Annotated in this window: 21 protein-coding genes; 11 read left to right on the plus strand and 10 right to left on the minus strand. The window is 61.8% G+C overall.

Features of this window, described 5'->3' with window-relative positions; translation table 11 throughout:
- Positions 1–257: 257 nt before the first annotated feature.
- From B0E41_RS19045 to B0E41_RS19055, 3 genes are all read right to left on the minus strand, one after another.
- On the minus strand, positions 258–989 hold the full coding sequence (locus B0E41_RS19045; protein WP_077333277.1) for a methyltransferase domain-containing protein: 732 nt from the start codon (positions 987–989) through the stop codon (positions 258–260).
- Between the two features lie 8 nt (positions 990–997).
- Positions 998–2,284 carry a glycosyltransferase family 39 protein gene (locus B0E41_RS19050; protein ID WP_077333279.1) on the minus strand — a complete coding sequence of 429 codons (1,287 nt, stop codon included), beginning with the start codon at positions 2,282–2,284 and terminating at the stop codon, positions 998–1,000.
- A gap of 84 nt (positions 2,285–2,368) precedes the next feature.
- Positions 2,369–3,841, minus strand: coding sequence for a UbiA family prenyltransferase (locus B0E41_RS19055; RefSeq protein ID WP_077333281.1), 1,473 nt, complete (start codon positions 3,839–3,841; stop codon positions 2,369–2,371).
- A 55-nt stretch (positions 3,842–3,896) separates the two neighbouring features.
- Between B0E41_RS19055 and B0E41_RS19060 the strand changes: the two genes are divergently transcribed.
- On the plus strand, positions 3,897–4,271 hold the full coding sequence (locus B0E41_RS19060) for an EamA family transporter (RefSeq protein WP_253195017.1): 375 nt from the start codon (positions 3,897–3,899) through the stop codon (positions 4,269–4,271).
- A gap of 187 nt (positions 4,272–4,458) precedes the next feature.
- Here B0E41_RS19060 and galE read toward each other — a convergent pair whose 3' ends face one another.
- A complete protein-coding gene (galE, locus tag B0E41_RS19065) occupies positions 4,459–5,463 on the minus strand; it encodes a UDP-glucose 4-epimerase GalE (protein WP_077333283.1) in 1,005 nt (334 codons plus the stop codon).
- Positions 5,464–5,733: 270 nt separating this feature from the next.
- Positions 5,734–8,391 carry a bifunctional diguanylate cyclase/phosphodiesterase gene (locus B0E41_RS19070; RefSeq protein WP_253195019.1) on the minus strand — a complete coding sequence of 886 codons (2,658 nt, stop codon included), beginning with the start codon at positions 8,389–8,391 and terminating at the stop codon, positions 5,734–5,736.
- A gap of 587 nt (positions 8,392–8,978) precedes the next feature.
- Between B0E41_RS19070 and B0E41_RS19075 the strand changes: the two genes are divergently transcribed.
- From B0E41_RS19075 to B0E41_RS19110, 7 genes are all read left to right on the plus strand, one after another.
- A complete protein-coding gene (locus B0E41_RS19075) occupies positions 8,979–9,281 on the plus strand; it encodes an RNA-binding protein (RefSeq protein ID WP_077333287.1) in 303 nt (100 codons plus the stop codon).
- A 653-nt stretch (positions 9,282–9,934) separates the two neighbouring features.
- Positions 9,935–11,122, plus strand: coding sequence for an ABC transporter substrate-binding protein (locus tag B0E41_RS19085; RefSeq protein WP_077333291.1), 1,188 nt, complete (start codon positions 9,935–9,937; stop codon positions 11,120–11,122).
- Positions 11,123–11,206: 84 nt separating this feature from the next.
- Positions 11,207–12,070, plus strand: a complete 864-nt coding sequence (locus B0E41_RS19090) for a branched-chain amino acid ABC transporter permease (protein WP_077333293.1) — start codon at positions 11,207–11,209, stop codon at positions 12,068–12,070.
- Positions 12,071–12,086: 16 nt separating this feature from the next.
- Positions 12,087–13,097: a branched-chain amino acid ABC transporter permease gene (locus B0E41_RS19095; protein WP_077333295.1), complete on the plus strand. Its 1,011-nt coding sequence runs from the start codon at positions 12,087–12,089 to the stop codon at positions 13,095–13,097.
- Positions 13,094–13,873 (plus strand): ABC transporter ATP-binding protein, encoded by a 780-nt coding sequence (locus B0E41_RS19100; protein WP_077333297.1) that lies wholly within the window; start codon positions 13,094–13,096, stop codon positions 13,871–13,873. The genes B0E41_RS19095 and B0E41_RS19100 overlap by 4 nt, the downstream gene beginning before the upstream one ends.
- Before the next feature lie 67 nt (positions 13,874–13,940).
- Positions 13,941–14,654: an ABC transporter ATP-binding protein gene (locus B0E41_RS19105; protein WP_077333299.1), complete on the plus strand. Its 714-nt coding sequence runs from the start codon at positions 13,941–13,943 to the stop codon at positions 14,652–14,654.
- A gap of 133 nt (positions 14,655–14,787) precedes the next feature.
- A complete protein-coding gene (locus tag B0E41_RS19110) occupies positions 14,788–15,381 on the plus strand; it encodes an NAD(P)H-dependent oxidoreductase (RefSeq protein WP_077333301.1) in 594 nt (197 codons plus the stop codon).
- A 64-nt stretch (positions 15,382–15,445) separates the two neighbouring features.
- On the opposite strand, the gene B0E41_RS19115 is transcribed toward B0E41_RS19110, so the two are convergent.
- Entirely contained in the window at positions 15,446–16,228 is a 783-nt protein-coding gene (locus B0E41_RS19115; protein ID WP_077333343.1) for an IclR family transcriptional regulator C-terminal domain-containing protein, read from the minus strand.
- A gap of 143 nt (positions 16,229–16,371) precedes the next feature.
- On the opposite strand from B0E41_RS19115, the gene pobA reads away from it, so the two are divergent.
- Positions 16,372–17,556, plus strand: coding sequence for a 4-hydroxybenzoate 3-monooxygenase (gene pobA, locus B0E41_RS19120; RefSeq protein ID WP_077333303.1), 1,185 nt, complete (start codon positions 16,372–16,374; stop codon positions 17,554–17,556).
- Positions 17,557–17,757: 201 nt separating this feature from the next.
- Positions 17,758–18,675: a CoA transferase gene (locus tag B0E41_RS19125; RefSeq protein WP_077333305.1), complete on the plus strand. Its 918-nt coding sequence runs from the start codon at positions 17,758–17,760 to the stop codon at positions 18,673–18,675.
- Between the two features lie 130 nt (positions 18,676–18,805).
- Here B0E41_RS19125 and B0E41_RS19130 read toward each other — a convergent pair whose 3' ends face one another.
- Both B0E41_RS19130 and B0E41_RS19135 read right to left on the minus strand, forming a co-directional pair.
- Positions 18,806–19,651, minus strand: a complete 846-nt coding sequence (locus B0E41_RS19130; RefSeq protein ID WP_077333307.1) for a class II glutamine amidotransferase — start codon at positions 19,649–19,651, stop codon at positions 18,806–18,808.
- A 9-nt stretch (positions 19,652–19,660) separates the two neighbouring features.
- Complete coding sequence (locus tag B0E41_RS19135) at positions 19,661–20,353, minus strand: aspartate/glutamate racemase family protein (protein WP_077333309.1); 693 nt, start codon at positions 20,351–20,353, stop codon at positions 19,661–19,663.
- Positions 20,354–20,466: 113 nt separating this feature from the next.
- On the opposite strand from B0E41_RS19135, the gene B0E41_RS19140 reads away from it, so the two are divergent.
- Positions 20,467–20,940: an Lrp/AsnC family transcriptional regulator gene (locus B0E41_RS19140; protein ID WP_077333311.1), complete on the plus strand. Its 474-nt coding sequence runs from the start codon at positions 20,467–20,469 to the stop codon at positions 20,938–20,940.
- A gap of 13 nt (positions 20,941–20,953) precedes the next feature.
- Here B0E41_RS19140 and B0E41_RS19145 read toward each other — a convergent pair whose 3' ends face one another.
- Both B0E41_RS19145 and B0E41_RS19150 read right to left on the minus strand, forming a co-directional pair.
- Positions 20,954–22,030 (minus strand): AI-2E family transporter, encoded by a 1,077-nt coding sequence (locus tag B0E41_RS19145; RefSeq protein ID WP_077333313.1) that lies wholly within the window; start codon positions 22,028–22,030, stop codon positions 20,954–20,956.
- Between the two features lie 4 nt (positions 22,031–22,034).
- On the minus strand, positions 22,035–22,649 hold the full coding sequence (locus B0E41_RS19150) for an AAA family ATPase (protein ID WP_077333315.1): 615 nt from the start codon (positions 22,647–22,649) through the stop codon (positions 22,035–22,037).
- Positions 22,650–22,662: the final 13 nt, after the last annotated feature.

Raw genomic sequence — 22,662 nt, forward strand, 5'->3', positions numbered from 1 at the left:
ACCCCCAATCGTCCACGATGGCGCTGAAACAGCGTCCACGATCAGACTGAAACGCCGTCCACGACTACGTTGAAATCCCGTCCACCATCAACCTGAAATGCCGTCCACGATGGGCTGAAATACGCACAACACTGAAGTTGGCGAAAATCGCGATTTGATCGCTGCCACTGATTTGGTGCCACTCGGAAGTGCTCTGCCATTTGAGAAAGCGTCTTTGATGTCCTTATGGGGTCAATGTGCAGATCTCCTGAGGCTTCTCAAATGCCGCTGGATGGCGTGCCCCTCGGGGGAGGGGCGAGCGATGATTGAGGCCGCTTCTCCAAGACAAGCAGCCAATGCCCGTACCACAAGGTATTGAAACCGGCGCGCCTGACGACGCTCAGGTCCTGTTGAGTGACCCAAGCCTCTACTCTCTCCGGCCCAATTTGTTCGACCCATTGCCTGGCCATCACGAGGTCGTGAAGCAGATTGGCAGCAGCACGCCAGCGTGGCTTGACGACCATGTCCTTGATGATGAGGCGCCCACCCTCGGGCAACGCATTGCACAAGTCTCTGACAAACGACTCTTTGTGTCGGTCGGGAACATGGTGAAGGACGTCGATGACGGTGACCACCTCGTACCCCAGATGGGGGATACCCTGCTCGACCGACCTGGCTTCAAAAGCGACGGTGGACGAAAACGAATGATTCGAAGCGACCCGACTGGCGATCGCGACAGCCGGTCGAGCCATGTCAAATCCGTGCCCTTGGCGAATGCGCCCCAGGTGAGCGAGCAGGTTCAGCAACAGACCATGACCGCACCCTACATCCAGCACGGAAGATTGCGGCGGAATGGCTTGGATGACTTCGTGCAGAGGGCATATATACGAACGGTACTGCTGCATCAGCCTGGTTTTGGCACTTCCAACGTCCGCGTAGAGGATGGTGGCCATCCTCTTGATGAACGCAGGACCGATTGCGACAACGTCGGGCATGTGGTTGGTTTCCATGGGAACGGTCACGGCAAAGCCGACGAAGACAGACCGGCATTTCGTCTGCGCTGCCAGGCCAGAAACTCGGCAATCCCAAGCGCGGCAAAAATAGCCAGCTGACCGGCAAAGGCCAGGTGATACCGCTCCTGCGAAACCACGACCATGTGTATGGCAGTGAAGTAAAGAATGCTAAGGGTCAAAGGAGAGGCCAGCGCCCTGACCCAGCCGATGCGGCGCACGGATGACCAGATACCGGCCACAGCCAGAACGAAGATCAGCGCCCAAGATGCCTGGGTCATTCTCTTGAGTGGAAGTTCCCACGGCGCTCCAAACGCCTGGCGTATGCCCGAGGAGTTCCAACTCACGCCCACCGATTCATTGGAATAGAGAATAACGAGCTTCCTGACCGCCCTCACCAGGAATGCGGCGGGATCTTGCACGATGTAATCTTTGGCCTCTTGGGCAAGCACCCGGGCTTTTTCGTTTCCCGGCAGATGGCGGACTGACTCTGGCATGGTCATGTATCGGCCATCGGTGCCCGGTGTGTTGCCCATCCACAAAGTAATCCCTCCATTGGTCGAAATGAGCACGGGTTCTCCATAGACCTGATGATTTCGCCATGCCCAGGGCGCCACAACAAGGGCCATCACGAGCCCTGCCAGCGTGATGCATTTGACTTGATTGATCACCGCGGAGGCGGTCAGGCGCTGGGTCAGCACGATTCCGACCGCGAAAACGAAGGGCAGCAGCAGGGCTTGAGGCCGGACCAGTGAGGCCAGGCCCAAAACCAGCCCAGCCAAGAGTGCTCTGGGCGGGAGTTCCAGGTTGTGGTTGAACCATAGATCCATGGCCAGCAGCGTGAGAAACAGGAACGGCAACTCGCTCGCCAGGATGGTCGGGTACATGACCAAGGTCGGCCACACCGCCAGGATCAGCGCACTGATCAGTGCAACCTGCTGGCCCCAGAAGCGCGCGGCCAGCCTCGCGGATATCCAGATGATGCCCAGCGACAAGGCTATGTTGATTGCGATGATCGGCTCGTATCGAATACCGAACAACCAGAACAACGTGGCGTGCATAAAGGTCGTCCCAGGTGGCCAGAACGCCGTGGGTTCTTCTGCAGTCCACCCGAACGTGCCGTGCTGAACCAAGTTTCTGGCAAACACGTCATAGGCTTCGCCGTCTGACAAGGGAATCACCGGAACCCACCAGGCCCAGATCAGACGCAGGCCCAACGCCAGCATGAGCACCAAGACAAAAGACTTGGTCAGCTGCAACTCGACGCTCTCACTCCAAGGATGGATGGGTTTCATGGTCGTTCGGTCGAGAGGTGGCTCAATTGACAAGCGCCGTCTTTCGGGTCGTGAATTGCAACTATTGAAATAGTGTCAGCAATTTCACAATTGCATCATGGTCGCAGCGATCAGTATGCCTGCAACCAAAGCGCCAGTGGCCCAAGTTTCAGGATCCTTGACCGCAAAGTAGATCGGATCTTCATCCATGTACCCTCTGGCTGTCACCATCCACAGCCGCGTGACCCAGAGGAGCATCAGTGGTGCAATTAACCAGAGCAGCTCAGGCGCTCGGTAAAGCCCCGTCACCTCGGGGCTGTGGATGTACAACGCGAGCACCAGGACGGAGAGATACCCGCTGGCGGCCCCCAGGGACTGGAGCATCATTGTGTCTTGAGTAGCATATTCACGGCCACGCAGTTTGCCCAGCGCCTTGCCAATGGCCTCCTCCTCCTTTCGAACCTCCACCAATTCGGCTACCCGCTTGACGATCGCCAGCGAAAGAAAAATGAACATCGAAAACGCCAGCAACCAGAATGACAGATTGATGCTTGCAGCGAATGCGCCTGCGATGATCCGCAAAGTGTAGAGACCTGCCAGAACGATCACATCCAGACTGGCGACGCGCTTCAGCCGCAGAGAGTACAGAAGCGTAACCACCAGGTAAGCACCCAACGCAAACTGAAAACCCTCTGGCAACAGCCAGGAAAGGCCCAGCCCCGTGAGTAACAGCAACAGGACTGCTGCCACGCCCGCTCGCAGATCGATGGCGCCTGCCGCAAAAGGGCGGTTGCGCTTCTTGTGATGGTGCCTGTCAGCGTCAAGATCGAGAAGGTCGTTGATGATGTAAGTGGCCGAAGCACAGGCTCCGAAACAAACAAACGCCAGCACCGCTGCAGCGAGTGCCTCCACGTTCAGCATTTCATGAGCGGTCATGACCGGAACGAACAAGAGGAGGTTCTTGAGCCATTGCTGCAAACGGATCGCACGCAGCCACGTTCGCCAGCCCGCATGGGGCAGCTGGATGTCACGATGTGGAATACCCATCGCAGCCACCTGACGCACGACCGACCGGGGTGCATTCACCGTCACGGCACCCCACGCCCTGCCCCAGACTGCTATGTCCACCCTTCCGTTGGCAACATATTCAAAACGACCCGCCCCAAACTGCTGCTCCAGCAACAGCGCTTTATGACGTCCAATCAGGTTGCGGTCAAGCGTAGATCCCCACACGTCATCGAACAAGCCGACGTGAGCAGCAACCTTTTTTGCGAGACTGATGTGGCTGCCCGTGACGAGGAGCACATGGCGGCCATCGAGCCTTGCTTGCCGGATCAGTTCTATCACCTCAGCTTGATAGGGCAGCACCGCAACATCCGGTTGTGAATGCCGGACCAACTGGTCCTTCATATGGCTCCTGCCCCTCAATATCCACCAAGGGAGAAGCAGAACCAACCAAGGGCGCCCTTTCAAGGCAGCGAGAAGGGACTCAAGCGTCAAGTCTGAACGGATCAATGTGCCGTCCAGATCAACGCACAAAGCGGGCGCAGCCCAACCACAGTCAGATTCTCGTTCCATAGGCGCAGTATATTAGTGGCTGTATCGGCTTTCCCTGCAACTGGATGACAAACCTGTGACCCGATCAACAATCCTGCTGATTCTGGCCAATGTGGCCATGACTTCGCTTGCCCAGATCATTCTCAAATTTGGGATGAGTTCCCCGGAGGTGGCACGCACGCTTTCCGGAGGAATTCGCCTGTCTGGTGCAGTGAGTGTGCTCTTGCATCCCTTGGTAATTTCAGGTCTGGTGCTGTATTTCGTTGCAGCCTTGGTTTGGTTGCTCGTTCTCTCGAAAGTCGATGTGAGTCTGGCTTATCCGTTTGTAGGACTGGGCCTCGTGGTCACCATGGCTCTTGCCTGGGCCTTCTTGGGGGAAGCGGTCACAACCGTGCGGATAGTCGGAACGCTGTTAATAGCAGCAGGGGTCGCGCTGCTGGCCGTGCACTAAAAAGCACTGCCCCCTGCAATGCACTCTGCGATTTCGTGGGAATAACCGCCGAACCTCGCAGAAGATGCGGAACCAGCATTTGTCTGAAGACTGCGGGATGCTGGCAGGCTTGGTTTCGAAGAAATACAGCGTTCGAGTCATGGCCAATGGTTTTCCGCCCCCAAGGAAAAGAATGTCTGCAACTGCTTCACGCTTTGGACAATCGGCTTTGAAAGCGCCATGCGCTTGAACACATGTCTTCCAAGGAGCGCGTGGCCTTCCAGTTCAACTCGAGAGCGGCCGCCCGAATGTCCGCATAGGAGCAAGCAACATCCCCTTCTCGCCTGGCGGTTATCTTGTACGGGATGGCACGGCCCGACTCACCTTCAAAAGCGCGAATCATTTCAAGCACGCTGTAGCCCCTCCCAGTCCCCACATTGAAAGCATGCCAGCCATTGTTCGTTGACAGGTAATTCAACGCAGCCACGTGACCCTCCGCCAAGTCCATCACATGAATGTAGTCCCGCACACCTGTTCCGTCGGGCGTGCGATAGTCCCCGCCAAAAACGCTTAGAAAGTCCCTCTCTCCGCATGCAACCTGTACGACATAAGGCATCAGGTTGTTGGGAATCCCATTTGGACGATCCCCTATGAGTCCGCTTGGATGTGCTCCAACCGGATTAAAATAACGCAGGCAAATGACTCCCAGCGATGGACGAGAAATACAGATATCTCGCAACATATCTTCGATATGTAACTTACTGCGCCCATAGGCATTGATGACATGCTGCGGGTGAGCCTCATCAACAGGGAGATACTGCGGATCTCCGTAGATGGTTGCACTGCTGCTGAACACAAGACTCGAGACCGACTCTGCCTCCATCGCATGCAGCAACCCCAAGGCACCGCAAACGTTGTTCTGATAATACTGGAGAGGCCTTTGTACCGATTCACCGACCGATTTAAATCCTGCAAGATGAATAACAGAATCTATGCGATGTCGACGAATGACATCTCGGATAAACTCAAACTCACCAACATCGCCCTGATAAAAGGTGGGTGGCCGACCAACGATTTGTGCAATGTGATCGACAACCTCGCGACGGCTGTTTGATAGATTGTCAACAATAACCGCATCATGTCCCTCAGACATCAAAACCACCGCAACATGGCTTCCGATGTACCCACAACCACCTGTCAGCAATACATTCATAACAATTCGCACCTATTGTTAATTCCATCATCTCAACGCGCATGATAAAACGCCACAAATTTAAGCGCGCACTCAGTTCACAGCACTGAAAATAAAATACGCCAGCAGCTTCTGCAATCCACTTTGCGGCAGTTACAGATTGCGGGTGGGTGTTTCAACCGCATGAGGCAAAGTATGGCATGTGTCATGCGGTATCAAAACGCCTTGGGCCACTGCGGTTTGAACCTTCACAGCACATGCAATATTGGCTCGGCCGAGCCTGCGCCTCACTTAAACCACCAACATCATGTCAGACGATGGGTTGCGCAAAAAGGCATCCAGCGTTTCGATGGGCAGGGCTGGCGCAAACAGATGACCCTGAAACTGGTCACACCCTTGGTAAGCCAGGAAGTCCCTTTGTTCGTGCGTTTCCACGCCCTCAGCCACCACTTGCAGGCTCAGACTCTGTGCCAGCGCAATGATGGCGCGTGATATGGCTGCGTCGTTGGGGTCGGTCAGCACATCGGCCACAAAGCCCTTGTCAATCTTCAGCTGGTCCAGCGGCAGGCGTTTCAGGCACGACAGCGACGAATAGCCCACGCCAAAGTCATCCAGCGACAGAGTGACACCAAGGTCTTTGAGCATGCCCATCTTCTGAATGGTAATTTCCATGCGGTCGGCCAGCAGGCTTTCTGTCAGTTCGAGCTTGAGCCTGTGTGGTCGAATACCGGTGCGTTTGATGGCAGCCATGACCATGTCCACAAAGTTCGGGTGGCGGAACTGGTACACACTCACGTTCACGGCAATGCTCAGATTCGCCGTTTGCTGCCGGTCGGCCCAGCTGGCAAGCTGCTCGCAGGCAGTTTCCAACACCCACATGCCCAGCGGCAGAATGAGGCCGGTATCTTCCGCTATTGGTATGAAATCAGCGGGTTTGATCAGCCCCTTTTCAGGGTGTTGCCAGCGCACCAGTGCCTCCACCCCCGTGATCACGCCTTGGCGATCCACCTGCGGCTGGTAATGCACAACAAACTGCTTCTCGCGCAGTCCCACACGCAAGGCTGCACCCACAGCGGCATTGGCACTCACCGTGGCTTGCATGTCGGGGTCGAAATAGCACAGTGTGTTGCGCCCCAGGCCTTTGGCCTGGTACATGGCCAAGTCGGCTTGCTTCAGCAGCTCGCCCACATCGCTTTGGTCGCCGTTGAAGGCCGCAACACCCATGCTGGGCGTGGCGAAGTGTTGATGCCCCGCGATCTGGAATGGCTCGCGCAACATGTTCAGCACTTTTTCGGACAATGCACGCAACTTGCTGGCTGCGGCATCGGGGTCGGTGCTGAGGTCGTCCACCATCACCACAAATTCATCGCCTCCCAGGCGCGCAACGGTGTCCGTCTTGCGAACGCTTTTCGTCAGGCGTTGAGCAACTTGCTGCAGCAACTGGTCGCCGATGTGATGACCCAGTGTGTCGTTGAGGATCTTGAAGTTGTCCAGATCGATGAACATCAGCGCGCCGTGTTGCCCGGTGCGGGAGCTCTGTGAGAGCGCCTTTTGCAGCCGATCCAATAGCAGTTGACGGTTCGGCAGGTCGGTCAGCGGGTCGTAAAACGCCAGGTGCCGAATCATGTCTTCCGCGTTCTTGCGCTGAGTAATGTCGCGTCCCACCGCCACCCAGTGCGTCACCTCTTCGGCACTTGCCTGCACCGAAACCACCTCCAGCTCGATCCAGAACGACGCGCCGTTTTTCCGGTGCACCATGAGTTCGGTGCGCGCTTGCCGGGATTCTTTCAAGACCTTGGCCAATTCAAGCAGTTTGAACAAGGCCGGGTCCAGCTCCAGAAGGATGCGCGGGGTCTGCCCCAGCACCTCTGCGCGACTGTAGCCTGTCTGTTTCTCAAAGGCGTCGTTGACGAACACCATGCGCGGCTCGTCATCGGGACCCGAACCGGCTTCAGCAATGGCCACGATGTCGTTCAATCTGGCAACGCTGGTCTCCAGCAGCATCAACTGCTCCTGCGAGCGTCGACGCTCGGTGACATCGCGAAAGTACACCGCCAAACCCTCGGCGAAGGGGTAGGCCCGAACCTCCAGCCATTTGCCTAGCGAAGGAAAAAAGTCCTCCAGCTCAACGCGCCGGTTGGTTTTGAGCGCAAGACCCAGTTGCGCACGCAACCGTTGCGCTAAGCCGGTATTGAAATCGTGCCAGACCTCCTGGCCCAGCAGCTCGGCCGTGGTCTTTTGCAGAAGCCGCTCGCTTTCCTGGTTCAGGTAGGTGAAGCAGCACTGTCGGTCGAGCGTGACAAACGCTTCGGTGATGCTGGCCAGGGTGGTGGTCAGGCGCATGGCCAGGCGCAGGGTTTCCTGTTGCGCTTGCTTTTGCGCTGAGATATCTTGAACCGCGCCCTGAATGCGCAGAATCTGCCCGTCCGCATCGCGCACGGCATCGCCGACGGTGCGAACCCATTTGGGACCCATGCCCGGCACCAGCACCTGGATTTCTTCGTCAAATGCCTCGCCGGATTGCGCGCAACGTTCCAGCCGCTGGCTGATGCCTGTGCGCCATTCGGGCGTGTAGCGCTGCACCATGGCCGCCAAGTCGTCAACAGTTTCGCCAGGCTCCAGGCCCAGGATGCTGCCGTATTCGTCGGAATGCTGTATCTGTCCGGTGCTGATGTTGACCGACCAGCTGCCCACGCCGACCGTGTGTTCGGTCAGGTTCAAACGGCTTTCGCTCTCATGAAGCGCTTTGCCCAGGCGCTCCTCCCTTCCCTGCGTCAGGTGTGCCGACTGTTGTTGGTGGCGGACCAGTTCTTGCAAGTGCTCCGCGTGGGTGGCCAGAGCCTGCAAGCCTGGCAGGAGTTCCACCAGCTCGCTAGGGCTGCGGGGCTCGGCGTCGAGCAGACCCAGCCAAGTAGGGGCTTTTTCGGCGCTGGATGACAGGGGGAGCACGAAACAAAACCGGACTTGGTGCGGTGAGCTCACGAGCGGGTGGGTCGCCCAAGTGGGATGCGCTGTCGCGTCCAGTAGACACCCTTTCAGCACCGGGTCTGCGGCCACCTTGGCGCACAGAGCCAGGGCGGCAGCATGCCGGTAAGCGGGCAAACCGCTTGCGCCCAGGACCACCGGACCGTCGGGCAGGACTTTGATCAGCAAAGCAGTCGACACATGGGCCAAATGGATCGCCAGCTGGGTCAGTTGCGCCCACTCCAGGTTGGGCTGCATTGCGTGCGCTAGCTCGATCAAGGGTGCTGCCACCTCGGAATGTTCAGCACGGTTTCCTTGTTGCATGTGGCACCCGCTTTCGACAGTAAGTGGTTCAAGCATACCGCGACATTTGTAACAACTTCAGCCGAGCGATAGGCCAAGGAGCCAGGTAAGCGTGGACTTCCTGGTTCCTTCCCCCGTTTTGGACAAAAAAACTAATAACAAAGTTGTTGCATTTTGTAGCTTCCGTATTACCATTATCCCAACAGCAACTTGCAACGTTCCGGTCGCCTTAGCAGCGGAACGTGGGCCTAAAGACAAAAGGGGTAAACGTGAGCACACTGGCAGAACTCCGGCAGCACAGCGATGTGACCAGCCTGAAATCCGCATTGCATCAGTTGTGCGGTCAGTTTGGTCGCATCGCTCGGCTGGACATCCTCACGGCCATGCATGAGGGTACCAAACAGGCCATCTGTTTCCTGCGCATGGAGCGGCCCGAGCAAGAGCAGCAACTCATGAAGACACTGAGCGTTGGCCGTTTCGGTGGCGAAGTGGTGTTTGTGTTGGACCTCAACGTGCCGGTGACATCTGAAGACCCTGGCCCTTCGTCTCAGTGGGCCGACTCCAACTTCTAGTTCTAGGTGCAAGGCGCCCTTCCCTCACCACACGCCGTGGCAAGCTGTCGTTGGTGAACCCAGGCGATATCACGTGGTCTCGGTATCAGACAGCACAGCCTGATGCTTGAATACGCCAACGGACGGGATGGTGTGATGCCCAAGCCGCCGGTGAGTCGAGCCAGAAGAGCCAAACCTCGCTCCCCAGTTTTGCCACCAACCAACGAATCAATCAGCGACATGCATGCTGCGCCATCTGAGCGACAGCATCGACGCCTACTTGACTGCAGCCATGCACCCCTGCGCCTGGGCTCACGGTCTGCTGCAGGCGACTCCGGGGGTTGATAAGGTCGCCGCTGGTTTGATCCACATCGTGATCGTTGAGGACATGGCCCGCTTGGCTCGCCCGAGCGCCTGGCCTCGGGGCGCACTTTATTTCCCGTAGTCTGGGTGCACCGAAGACCCATTCGTCCGCCTCAAGGGTTTCCCCTGAATGCTGCGGCTCAAACATGCACCATACTGCATGCCATGGCACTATCATGCATCAAATGAAGAGTCAGCCTCTATTCTTGAATCTTCAATATTTTAGACATGAAGTACGGGTAAGCCAGTATCGCCACGCAGGCATTGCACACCTAAAGTCCAACCCATCCGACAACCACAGGAGTCTCCACATGACAACTCGCCGCCTCGTCCTCACCCGCAGTGCCGCCGTGATTGGTGCCGCCTCGTCCGGTCTGCTGTTGCCTCAGATCGTGCGCGCCCAGTCCGACAAGCTGCGCGTGGGCTTCATGCTGCCCTACACCGGCACCTTTGCACAGTTGGGCGTGGCCATCGAGAACGGTTTCCGCATGGCGCTGAACGAACAAGGCGGCAAGCTGGGCGGCCGCGAGGTCGAGTTCTTCAAGGTGGACGACGAGTCCAACCCGGCCAAAGGCATTGAAAACGCGCAGCGTCTGGTGCAGCGCGACAAGGTCGACGTGCTGGTGGGCACGGTGCACTCAGGCGTGCAGATGGGCATCCACAAGGTGGCGCGTGAAAGTGGTGTGCTGAACCTGATCCCCAACGCTGGCGTGCACATCGCCACCCGCGCCCAGTGCGCGCCCAATGTGTTCCGCACCTCCTTCACCAATTCGCAGCCCACGCTGGCGCTGGGCAAGGCCATGGTCGAGCGTGGTCACAAGAAGGCGGTGTGGATCACCTGGAACTATGCTGCCGGTGACGAGGCCTTCGAGGGCTTCGAGCAGAGCTACACCGCCGCTGGCGGCACCATCGTCAAGAAGCTGGGCCTGCCCTTCCCCAACGTCGAATTCCAGGCCCTGCTGACCGAGATCGCGTCGATCAAGCCCGATGCCGTGGCCTGCTTCTTTGCCGGTGGCGGCGCGGCCAAGTTCCTGCGCGACTTCCATGCGGCCGGCCTGTCCAAGACCATCCAGCTCTATGGCTCGGGCTTCCTGACCGAGGGTGTCCTGGAAGCCGCCGGCGAAGCCGCCAACGGCGTGCTGACCACCATGCACTACAGCGATTCGTTGGACACACCGGCCAACAAGAAATTCCGCCTGGAGTACGCCAAGACCTTCAAGTTGCAGCCCGACGTGTACGCTGTGCAGGGCTACGACACCGGCCTGCTGCTGGTCAAGGGCGCCAACGCCGTCAAGGGCGACCTGGCCAACAAGAAGGCGCTGTACGCCGCCATGGAAGGCGCGACCATCGACAGCCCGCGCGGCAAGTGGACCATGAGCAAGGCCCACAACCCGGTGCAGGACATGTACCTGCGCAAGGTCGAGAACAAGGAAAACAAGGTCATCGGCATCGCGCAAAAGGCCGTGGCCGACTCCGGCGCGGGTTGCCGGATAGGCTGACCCTCGCACCCCTCCATCGTTCCCATTGGCCCAGGTCAGCGCCCTTGTCGGGCGCTGGCGTGAGGCTTGCTTTCCCACGCACCCATGGATTTCGCCAATTTCCTGATTCAACTGCTCAACAGCCTGCAGTACGGGCTGCTGCTGTTCATGCTGGCTGCCGGCCTGACGCTGATCTTCGGCATCATGGGCGTGGTCAACCTCGCACACGGCAGTTTCTACATGTTGGGCGCCTACCTCGCTTGGTTCCTCACGGCGCAATTCGACAGCCTGGTGCTGGCCATCGTGGTCGGCACCGTGATCGCCGTGGCGCTGGGCTGGCTGCTGGAATGGCTGCTGTTCCGTCACTTCTACCACCGTGACCATCTCGATCAGGTGCTGCTCACCTTCGGGCTGATCTACATCTTTGAAGAGCTGCGCTCCATCTTCTGGGGTGACGACGTGCACGCGGTGCAGGTGCCCGAGCTGGTGAACTGGTCGATCCAGCTGACCGACAACCTCTCCTACCCGGTCTACCGGCTGGTGATCTCGGCGGTGTGCGTGGCGCTGGCCCTGGGTCTGTACGCGCTGATCAGCAAGACGCGCCTGGGCATGAAGATCCGCGCGGGCGCCTTCAACCGCGAGATGACCGAGGCCCTGGGCATCAACATTCGGCTGATCCACGGCGTGGTGTTCGCGTTGGGTGTGGCGCTCGCGGCCATCGCCGGCATGATCGCCTCGCCCATCTCCAGCGTGTACCCCGGCATGGGCAGCTCCGTGCTGATCATGTGTTTCGTGGTGGTCGTCATCGGCGGCATCGGCTCGGTGCGCGGTGCCATGGTGGCGGCCATGCTGGTGGGCCTGGTGGACACCTTCGGCAAGGTGCTGGTGCCGCAGATCGCCGGCATGGCTGTCTACATGCTGATGGCACTTGTGCTGCTCTACAAGCCCGAAGGGCTGTTCAAACAATGACCACGCGAGCACACGAATGAGTTCCCCCAAAGCCACCCTGGAGAAACTGCCCAAGGCCATGCAGCTGATGTTGGCCGTCGGCGCTGTGGCACTGGCCGCGTTCCCGCTGATGCCGATGGAGAGCCGCGACTTCTACCTGCAGATGCTCACGCAGATGATGATCCTCGCCATCTTCGCGATGAGCCTCGACCTGCTGCAGGGCGTGACCGGCCTGGTCTCGCTCGGCCACGCAGCCTACTTCGGCCTGGCCGGCTACGCACTGGCCTTCATCACCCCGCAGGACGCGCCCATCGCCTTGTGGTGGAGCCTGCCGCTCGCGGCGGCGGGCGCTGGCCTGGCCGCGCTGGTGATCGGCTTTTTCGTGGTGCGCACGCATGGCATCTACTTCATCATGGTCACCATGGCGTTCGCCCAGATGGTGTTCTTCCTTTTCTTCGACAACAAGGCGCTGGGCGGCTCGGACGGCATCTACGTGAACTTCCGGCCCGATGCCACGGCGCTGGGCATCGACCTGGAGAACAAGGCCCACTTCTTCTACTTCACGCTGGCCATGCTGATCGGGGTGTATCTGTTCCTACGCCGTGTGCTGTTCTCGCCGTTCGGCCGTGTGCTGGCCGGCATCCGCGTCAACGAACACCGCATGCGCGCCGTGGGCTACGGCAGCTTCGGCTACAAGCTCGCCGCCTTCACGCTGGCCGGCACGCTGGCGGGCGTGGCAGGTTACCTGTGGGCCGCGCAGACCGGCTTCGTGAACCCCGAGCTGATGGGTTTCCACATGAGCGCGCACGCGATCATGATGGTCATCCTCGGCGGCATGGGCAACTTCGCCGGCGCCATCGTCGGTGCGTTCGCCTTTGAATACGTGATGCACTTCTTCAAGGACCTGCCCGCCATCGGCGACTTCGAAACCGGCAAACACTGGCAGCTCTGGATGGGCAGCTTCATCGTGCTGGTGGTGATCGTCGCGCCGCGCGGGTTGCTGGGCCTGGCCGAGAAGTTCATGGGCCGTCAAGAGGACAAGTCATGACCGACGTCCGCCCCAACGAAGTCGCCCTGCTCAGCGCCAACAAGCTCACCAAACGCTTCGGCGGCCTCGCGGCCGTCAACGAGGTGTCGGTGCACCTCTACCGCGACCGGCTGCACGCCGTCATCGGCCCTAACGGCGCGGGCAAGTCCACCTTGACCAACCTGCTCTCGGGCGACCTGCCACCCACCTCGGGCAGCGTCACCATCGGCGGCGTTGAAACGGCCGGTCAGTCGCCCGAATCGATCTCGCGCCTGGGCCTGGGCCGCAGCTACCAGAAGACCAACATCTTCCTGCCCTTCACCGTGTGGGACAACGTGCGCCTGGCCTCGCAATCGCGCGAGCGCCACGCCCCCTGGAACCCATTGCGCTGGCTGCAATCGGCCTCGACCATGAAAACGGTCAATCAACGCTGCGAACGCGCCATCGAACTCGCCGGCCTCACCCACCGCACGCAGACCGTGGCCGCCACGGTGAGCCACGGCGAACAGCGTCAGCTCGAAATTGCGATGACGCTCGCCACCGAGCCCACCGTGCTGCTGCTGGACGAGCCGCTCGCCGGCATGGGCCAGGCCGAGGCCGAGGGCATGATCGAACTGCTGCTCAAGCTCAAGAAGGACCACGCGATGATGCTGGTCGAGCACGACATGGACGCCGTGTTCGCGCTGGCCGACCAGCTCACCGTGATGGTCAACGGCCAGGTGATCGCCAGCGGCACGCCGACCGAGGTGCGCAACGATTCGGTTGTCCAAGCAGCCTACCTGGGCGAGGAGCATTGATCATGAGCGCCGCGCAGGGCCGCCCCAAGCAAGCTCGCACCGCAGTGCGAAGCACGGAGGTTATCCATTGAGCACCCCACTGATCCAGACCACGGCCCTCAACACCCACTACGGCCAGAGCCACATCCTTCGCGGCATCGATTTCACCGTCTTGCCAGGCCAGACCATCGGCCTGATGGGCCGCAACGGCATGGGCAAGACCACGCTGCTGAAATCCATCATGGGCATCGTCAAGCCCAGTGGCGGCACGGTGCACATCAAGGGCCAACCCATGACCGGTGCGCCCACCTTCGAGATCGCGCGCATGGGCATCGCCTACGTGCCCGAAGGGCGCGGCATCTTCGGCAACCTGAGCGTGAAGGAAAACCTGCAGATGGCTGCCCGCGCGGGAACCCAAGGGCAACGCGACTGGACCTACGACCGCGTGCTGGAAACCTTCCCTCGCCTGGCCGAGCGCTTGGGCCATGGCGGTCAGCAGCTCAGCGGTGGCGAGCAGCAGATGCTCACCATCGGCCGCGCGCTGATGACCAACCCCGACGTGCTGATCCTCGACGAGGCCACCGAAGGCCTGGCGCCCTTGATCGCGCGCGAGATCTGGCGCATCTGCGGCCTGATCCGCGAGAGCGGTATCAGCAGCATCATCGTGGACAAGGCTTGGAAACAGGTCACCCAGATCACCGACCGGAATGTGATTCTGGTCAAGGGCGAGGTGGTGTTTGAAGGTTCGTCGGACGAACTGCTGTCAAAGCCGGAATTGCTGGAGCAGTACCTCGGGGTGTGAAGCCGCGCCATGAGGCTATAGTGCGGCGAGCGATTCTTGGTCCCAAGCCAGGGACGAGATGTACCTGGCTTGGGACCACCGGCTTTGCTGTATCCGTCATGACTGATGACTCGTCTAATTCAAAGTCAGCCTCATGAAGTGCCTCGTCGTCATCGCCCACCCCAGCACCGACAGCCTGTGTCATTCGGTGGCACAGTCCGCCATTGCCGCCTTGAAAGCGGGCGGCCACGAGGTCATGATCGAAGACCTCTACCTCTCTGGTTTTTCTCCCGCCCTGACGGTCAATGAACGCCGAAGCTACTACTGCCCGGCGTTCGACTCTGCCGCTGTCCAAGATCAAATCGACCGCTTGCTGTCCGCCGAAGCTTTAGTGCTTGTTTTTCCCACTTGGTGGTTTGGTTTTCCCGCCATCCTGAAAGGGTGGTTTGATCGCGCCTGGGCACCCGGAATTGCATACGATCACGCCACCGATCTTGGCGCGATCAAGCCACGGCTCCATAACCTGCGAAGTGCATTGGCCGTTACGTCTCTTGGCTCGCCGTGGTGGGTTGACTGCTTGCTTCTCTGGCGGCCTGTGAAACGTGTGCTCAAGACGGCGCTGTTGGGCACTTGTGCGCCCCGCTGCCGGTTCGAGATGTTGTCGCTTTACAAAGCAGAATCTCTCACCCAAGTCGAGGTTCAATCGTTTTGCTCGCGTGTCGAGCGCGCAATTGGAAAATGGACTTGACTGCTCAGCATCTGTCAGCGAACCCTCCGACCGGGCAATAGGAGCTGCGGCGATATTCGCCCGCCTACAGCAACGGCCGCAGCTCCCGCGCCGCGTCCAACAGCAGCGGCAACAGGTCCTTGCGCATCGCCGCCGGCTCCAGCCGCTCGGGTGATGCCACCACGTTGAGCGCCGCCACTGTTTTCCCTTGCATGTTGCGCAGCGGCACCGCCAGCGCGTGCACGCCGAGTTCGTGTTCCTCGCTCGCCACGGCGAAGTCGTCTGCCTTCACCTGTGCCACGGCTGCGCGAAACGCTTTGTGGTCCACGGTGGTCTTCGGCGTCAGTCGCGCCAGCTCTCGGCCTTTGAGCCAGGCGCTGAATTCGGCGCGCGGCAAAGCCGCCAGCAGCACACGGCCGGTGGAGGTGGCGTGCACCGGCAAGCGCGCGCCGAGGTGCAGACCGTAGGCCATGAGCCGCTGCCCGCCGACCGAAGCGCTGCGCGCCACGATCACGACCTCGTTGCCGTCGAGCACGACCGCCGAGAACGACTCGCGTGTCTGCGCCGCGAGCCGGTTCAGCGTGGGTTGCAGCAGGCGCGGCAGGCGGGCTGAAGACAGGTAGCTGCCCGAGAACCGAAGCACCTTGGCCGAGAGCCAGTAGTGCGTGCCGTCGGTGTCGAGGTAACCGAGGTAGGCCAGCGTGAGCAGGTGGCGCCGGGCCGCCGCCCGTGTGAGGCCGGCGCGCTCGGCGGCCTGGGTGGCGTTGAGGCGCTGGCGCTCGGTGTCGAAGCTCTCCAGCACGGCCATGCCTTTGGCCATGCCCTCGATGAAGTCGGCTTTGGCGATACTGCGGTCACTGGTGTTCATCGCGGCATTGTCGCCGGAATGCCATGACTGCGCGGTCATCGCGCAACTCCATCAATCATCGCGCAAAGACAGTGCCCGCTTCTTGAACGCCTGGCCTTGTTTTCCTACAGTCTCTTCACACCCAAAACACAGGAGACACCACCATGAAAACACAAGTCACCATCATCGGCGCCGGCCCCTCCGGCCTGCTGCTCGGCCAATTGCTGCACAAGGCCGGCATCGACGCCGTCATTCTTGAACGGCAGCGCCCCGACTACGTGCTCGGCCGCATCCGCGCGGGCGTGCTGGAACAGGTGGCGACCGAGCTGCTGGACGAAGTGGGTGTGGGCGAGCGCATGCACGCCGAAGGCCTGGTGCATGGCGGCTTTGACATGCTGTTTAACGGCGTGCGCCACCGCATCGATCTGGAAAAACTCACCGACGGCAAGAAGGTCATGGTCTATGGCCAGACCGAGGTGACGCGCGACCTGATGGACGCCCGCACCGCCGCCGGTCTGCCCACGGTGTACCAGGCCGCCAACGTGCAGGTGCACGACTTCGACACCAAGACACCGCGCGTGACCTACGAAAAAGACGGCCAGAGCCACACCATCGATTGCGACTTCATCGCCGGTTGCGATGGTTTTCACGGCGTGTGCCGCGCCAGCGCGCCGCGCTCGGCGATCAAGGAATATGAAAAGGTCTACCCCTTCGGCTGGCTGGGCCTGCTGTCGGACACGCCGCCGGTGCATCACGAGCTGATCTACGTGAACCACCCGCGCGGCTTCGCCCTGTGCTCGCAGCGCAGCGAAACCCGCAGCCGCTACTACCTGCAGGTGCCGCTGACCGACAAGATCGAACAGTGGAGCGACGACGCGTTCTGGGACGAGCTCAAGCTGCGCCTGGACCCGGAAGCGGCCGAGAAACTGGTGACCGGCCCCAGCCTGGAAAAAAGCATCGCGCCGCTGCGCAGCTTCGTGACCGAGCCGCTGCGCTTTGGCCGCATGTTCCTGGCGGGTGACGCGGGCCACATCGTGCCGCCCACCGGCGCCAAGGGCCTGAACCTGGCCGCCACCGACGTGAAGTACCTGAGCAACGCGCTGGTGGAGTTCTACAGCGAAAAAAGCGAGGCCGGCATCGACGGCTATTCCGAGCGCTGCTTGAAGCGCATCTGGCGCGCCGAGCGCTTCAGCTGGTGGTTCACGTCCATCATGCACAACTTCACCGACGAAGGCGCCATCAACGGCAAGCTGCAGCAGGCCGAGCTGGACTACCTGATGCACTCCGAAGCCGGTCTCAAGACCATCGCCGAAAACTACGTCGGCCTGCCGCTGAACTTCGGGGAGTAGCTGGTCTACCCCCGCGCCGCCTGCGGCGTCGCCCCCTCAAGGGGGCAACACCTGCGGCCCGGTAAAGCCGGTTCCTCGGTGTTCCCGGTGAGGCATTTCGCGTCGGAGAGTGCGCCCCGAATTCAGACGGTGCTGTCGCCAGGTTGCCTCGGGTGACGGGGACTTGACGGTACATTGACGTGAACGTCAACCCGTACCGTCATGTCACCCATCACCTCAGCCCCGATCAAAACCCTGAAGCCATTGCGCGGCGTGCGCGTGCTCAGCCTGGCGCTCAACCTGCCCGGCCCCGCCGCGCTCATGCGACTCAAGGCCATGGGCGCCACCTGCCTGAAGGCCGAGCCGCCCGGCCCAAAGGGTGCGCCAGCCAGCACCAGCGGCGACCCCATGGGCCAATACAACCCGACGGCCTACGCCACCTTGCACGATGGCATCAAGGTCATCGCCATCGACCTGAAGTCCGAGAAGGGCCAGGCGCGGCTGTACAAAGAACTGCAGCGCACCGACCTGCTGCTCACCTCGTTCCGACCGTCGGCGCTGGCCAAGCTCGGCCTGGCCTGGAAGGCGCTGCACAAGGCCTGCCCGGCGCTCTCTGTGGTGGCCATCGTGGGCGCGCCGGGTGCGCGTGCCGAAGAGCCGGGGCATGATCTGACCTACCTCGCCGACGCAGGTCTCGTGACCGGACTCGATCTGCCCGCCACGCTGTTTGCCGACATGGGCGGCGCGCTCATGGCCAGCGAGGCCGCGCTGCAGGCCGTGCTGGCGCAGAAAATCAGAGGCAAGGGTTCGTTCCAGGAAGTGGCGCTGAGCGACGCAGCCGCCTGGCTTGCCCTGCCACGCTCATGGGGCCTGACCCAGCCCAAGGGCGCGGTGGGTGGCGCGCACGCGGGTTACCGCGTCTACCCCTGCAAGGACGGTCGGGTGGCGGTTGCGGCGCTGGAGCCGCATTTCGCCGCCTCCCTGTGCGCGGCCGCCGGCGTGGCTATGGTCGGCATGGCCACCATGTTCCAACCCACCACGCACCAGGCCATCGCCGCCTTCCTGGCCGGTGAGACGCGCCAGCGGCTCGACACGCTGTCGGTCGCGAGAGACATTCCGCTGCACACGCTGCCGGCCTGAGCCCCGGTCGTCCGTCTCAGCCTCTCATACGGTTTTGCCTTCAAACGTATAACTGCGTTGCTTCGCCTTGCCGTGCTGCAGCACGGTCTGCGGCTTCGCGCCTTGTTCTACGCTTGAATGCAAAACCGTATCAGACCGCTTCGGGCGCCGGCGTGGCCGCCGCGCCCGGCACCGGAAAGCGGCGCGTGCGGTCGCAGTGGTGCGCCCAAACAGGCTGCCCGCCCACGAACACGCGGGTATCGCCGGTGCGCAACCTTTCCCAGGTTTCATCCGAGGTCAGCGGCTCGGTCGCGACGATCACCATGCGGTCGTCGTGCCCGTTGAGTTCACCCAGGTCCATGCTCAGATCGCAGTCGACCAGCCGCGCACGCGGGAACGGGTGCGCGCGCTGCAGGGTCGCGAGCTGGCTGGAGCAGTGCACGAACAGCGCCTCGCCGTTGGTCAGCAGGCAATTGAAGTTACCGTGGCGCGCGATCTCGGCGTTGCACATCGCCAGCACGGGCGCGATGGCGTCCCAGGCGGGTGGTCGCTGCCAGCTGGCGAAGGCGGTGCGCAGCCGCTGCATCAGGTAGCAGAACGCCTTCTCGCTGTCGGTGCTGCCCACCGGCAGGAAGCTGCCGTCCAGCGGCGGGTGGAAGTTCTGCAGGTCGCCGTTGTGCGCGAAGAACCAGTGGCGACCCAGCCACTCCCGGCTGAACGGGTGGGTGTTGGACAGCCCCACGCTTCCCTGCGTCGCCTTGCGGATGTGCGAGATGACGTTGTGTGAACGGATTGGAAGGTCACGCACAAAAGCCGCCAGCCGCGATTCGCTGGCCGGTCGGTCGTCGAGGAAAGATCGGGCGCCCGAGGGCTCGTAGAACGCGATGCCCCAGCCGTCGATGTGATCGGCCGTGCAACCGCCGCGCTGCGCGAAGCCGGTGAAGGAGAAGCGGATCGAAGCCGCGGCGCTGCTGTTCATCCCCAGAAGCTGGCACATGCGCGCTCCTCAGCTTGTCAGCGAAAACTCCACCGCCGCCAGCGCGTGCAGCGCCGTGGTGTCGAAGGTCGGGATCGGGCTGTCTTCGGGGCGGATGATCAGTGGCAGCTCGGTACAGCCCAGCACCACGCCCTGCGCGCCGCGCGCCTGCAGCTCGGCGATGCATTGCGTGAACCACTCCCGCGAGACATCGTGCAGCTCGCCGCGGCACAGCTCCTCGAAAATGATGCGGTGGATTTCCAGGCGCTGAACCTCGTCCGGCAGCACGCAGCGGATGCCCCGGCTCGCCAGGCGCTCGACGTAGAACGCCCGCTCCATCGTGAAACGTGTGCCCATCAGACCGACCGTGTCCATGCCCTGCGCGAGGATCGCGTCGGCCGTGACGTCGGCGATGTGGATCAGCGGCACGTCGGTCGAGGCCTGCACCTGCGGCGCGAGCTGGTGCATGGTGTTGGTGCCGATCAGCAAGCACTCGGCGCCCGAGTCGCCCAGGTGCCGTGCCGCGTCGCACAGGATGCCGGCCATGCCGTCCCAGTCGCCGGCCCGCTGGCGCTGCGCGATGTCCTGGAAATCCAGGCTCACGAGGTTCAGGCGCGCGCTGCTCAGGCCGCCCAGGCGCCGAGCCACCTCGCGGTTGATCAACTGGTAATAGAGGGTGGTCGATTCCCAGCTCATGCCGCCGATCAGGCCAATGGTTTTCATGTGTGCTCCAAGCGTGTTGCGAATGCAGGGAGTGTGCGGGGCCTGGCGCAGAACCGGCTTGCTTTCCTCTCACTTGAAATGGCTTAATGTAGAAATCATTTCTACAAATTCCAATGAAAAAGAAACTGGATGTGATTGATCGGCAGATTCTTGCGATCCTTCAACGAGACGCCGAAACACCGCTGGCCAACCTGGCGCTGGCGGTGAACCTCTCGTCCACGCCCTGCTGGCGGCGCATCCAGCGGCTGCGCGAGCACGGTTTCATCACCCGCCACGTGGCGCTGGTCGACCCGCGCAAGATCAACCTCGGCGTCACGGTGTTCGTGGCGGTGCGCACCAACCAGCACAGCCAGGTCTGGTTCGAGGGTTTTCGCGACACCGTGCGCGACATCCCCGAGATCGTCGAGTTCTACCGCATGAGCGGCGACGTGGACTACCTGCTGCGCGTGGTGGTGCCCGACATCGCGGCCTACGACCTGGTCTACAAGCGGCTGATCCGCTCCGTCGATCTCTCGGACGTGAGCAGCAGTTTCGCGATGGAGGAACTGAAGTTCACCACCGCCTTGCCGCTGGACTACGCCGACTGAAGCCTCAGTGCCCTCAAGGCCGGGACCGGGGTGCGGGCGGGCCTTCCAGCCCGTGCACCCACTCGCGCCAGATCGCCACCAGCAGCGCCATCAACACCGGCCCGACAAACAGGCCCACGATACCCATCGTCTTGACGCCGCCCACCAGCCCGAAAAACGTGGGCAGGAAGGGCAGCTTCACCGGCCCGCCCACCAGCCGCGGGCGCAGCGTCTTGTCCACGATGAAGAGCTCGACCGCCCCCCAGGCAAACAGCGCCATCCCGGCCGCCGCGTGGCCGGAACCCACCAGATAGAGCGACACCAGCGTGAACGACAGCGGCGCGCCGCCCGGAACCATAGCCATGAAGCCCGTGAGCACGCCCAGCAGCACCGGCGAAGGCACGCCAGCGACCCAGTAGGCCACGCCCAGCACCACGCCCTCGCCAATGGCGATCAGGCCCATGCCGGTGACGGTCGCGCTTACCGTGGCCGGCACCACCCGCGAGAAACGCTGCCAGCGCTCGGGCAACAGGTGTTCGCCCACGCGGTCGAGCTGGGCAGCGATGCGGGCGCCGTCCTTGTAGACAAAGAACAGCGTGATCAGCATGAACAACACCAACAGGAACAGCCCAAACAGGTCGCCTGCGACCTTGAACACCGTGCGCGAGATGTTGCCGATGTGCTGACCGGAGAGCAGTTGGATCCACAGGCCCAGCGCCTGCGGCTCGCTCAGGTGTTCGCGCCAGTAGGTCGCCAATGGTGGGCCGATCATGGGCAGCGCCTCGATCCAGGCCGGCACGGGCGCGCCGTGGCGGTTGGCCTCGATGGCCCAGCGCACGAACTCGCTGGCTTCGCGGAGGGCATAGTGCATCGCCACCGACAGCGGCACCACGAGCACCACCAGCACCACCAGAATCGCCACACTGGCCGCCATTGTGGTGTTGCCCCTGCAGTGGCCCACCAGGCGGTCGTACAGCGGCCAGGTGGCAAAACCGATGATCAGCGCGGCGAGCGCCGGGACCAGAAAACCGTGGAAAAAATAGACACCGGCGGCGAGGATCAGCAGCAGCAGACTGCGGAGGACGAGGGGAGCGCGTAGGACAGGGGGCATCGTTTCATTCTGACACGGGGTGCAGCACACGCCGGGCCCAGGCGGGCAGCGGGTCGGCCTGCCACACCCGCTCGCCGCCGCGCCAACGTGCCACCAGCCGAGGCGGCTGGAACACCTGGTCTGGCGGCAACGAGGTGTCGTAGAGCAGCGCCAGATCGGCCCGCCGCACCGCCACGCCCAGGTGGCGCACCGTGCGCGGGTAGCGCGCGAGCACGCGCTCCGGAGGCACCGGGTGGCCGCCCTCCTCCACGCGCTGGCTCACGCGGCCGAGCAGTTGCTGCGGATCGTCCACACACACCACCAGCAGCACCACGGCAAACCCCACGCGCTGGGCGGCGCTCATGAGATCGAGCTTGGAGGTGTGGGAAAACACGGTCTCGCTGGCAAAGGACTTGCCTTCGGCCAGACACTGCGCCCGCCGCGCGTCGGCCCACTGGCGCGCCTGGCGCGAACGCTCGGCAGGGTCGCCCACCTGCTGCAGGTGCGCTGCCTCGTGCAGGTCGGCGTTGACGAATTCGGCTTCTGCTGGGATCAGGCCCTGAGCCACCGCACTGCGGTACAGCGTGGACTTGCCCGCGCCATTGGGGCCGGCCAGGAGGTAAAAAACCGCGGCTGACACTCCGGGGATGGTC

It is taken from the genome of Hydrogenophaga sp. A37, from assembly GCF_002001205.1.
Taxonomy (GTDB): domain Bacteria; phylum Pseudomonadota; class Gammaproteobacteria; order Burkholderiales; family Burkholderiaceae_C; genus Hydrogenophaga.

Bases quoted from the DNA above. Each gene is read 5' to 3' on its own strand.
- B0E41_RS19050 (WP_077333279.1), bottom strand. From the start codon at position 2,284: ATGAAACCCATCCATCCTTGGAGTGAGAGCGTCGAGTTGCAGCTGACC.
- B0E41_RS19095 (WP_077333295.1), top strand. From the start codon at position 12,087: ATGAGTTCCCCCAAAGCCACCCTGGAGAAACTGCCCAAGGCCATGCAG.
- B0E41_RS19055 (WP_077333281.1), bottom strand. From the start codon at position 3,841: ATGGAACGAGAATCTGACTGTGGTTGGGCTGCGCCCGCTTTGTGCGTT.
- B0E41_RS19125 (WP_077333305.1), top strand. From the start codon at position 17,758: ATGTCACCCATCACCTCAGCCCCGATCAAAACCCTGAAGCCATTGCGC.
- B0E41_RS19100 (WP_077333297.1), top strand. From the start codon at position 13,094: ATGACCGACGTCCGCCCCAACGAAGTCGCCCTGCTCAGCGCCAACAAG.
- B0E41_RS19135 (WP_077333309.1), bottom strand. From the start codon at position 20,353: ATGAAAACCATTGGCCTGATCGGCGGCATGAGCTGGGAATCGACCACC.
- B0E41_RS19145 (WP_077333313.1), bottom strand. From the start codon at position 22,030: ATGCCCCCTGTCCTACGCGCTCCCCTCGTCCTCCGCAGTCTGCTGCTG.
- B0E41_RS19130 (WP_077333307.1), bottom strand. From the start codon at position 19,651: ATGTGCCAGCTTCTGGGGATGAACAGCAGCGCCGCGGCTTCGATCCGC.
- galE (WP_077333283.1), bottom strand. From the start codon at position 5,463: ATGAATGTATTGCTGACAGGTGGTTGTGGGTACATCGGAAGCCATGTT.
- B0E41_RS19085 (WP_077333291.1), top strand. From the start codon at position 9,935: ATGACAACTCGCCGCCTCGTCCTCACCCGCAGTGCCGCCGTGATTGGT.
- pobA (WP_077333303.1), top strand. From the start codon at position 16,372: ATGAAAACACAAGTCACCATCATCGGCGCCGGCCCCTCCGGCCTGCTG.
- B0E41_RS19110 (WP_077333301.1), top strand. From the start codon at position 14,788: ATGAAGTGCCTCGTCGTCATCGCCCACCCCAGCACCGACAGCCTGTGT.
- B0E41_RS19045 (WP_077333277.1), bottom strand. From the start codon at position 989: ATGGAAACCAACCACATGCCCGACGTTGTCGCAATCGGTCCTGCGTTC.
- B0E41_RS19115 (WP_077333343.1), bottom strand. From the start codon at position 16,228: ATGAACACCAGTGACCGCAGTATCGCCAAAGCCGACTTCATCGAGGGC.
- B0E41_RS19090 (WP_077333293.1), top strand. From the start codon at position 11,207: ATGGATTTCGCCAATTTCCTGATTCAACTGCTCAACAGCCTGCAGTAC.
- B0E41_RS19140 (WP_077333311.1), top strand. From the start codon at position 20,467: ATGAAAAAGAAACTGGATGTGATTGATCGGCAGATTCTTGCGATCCTT.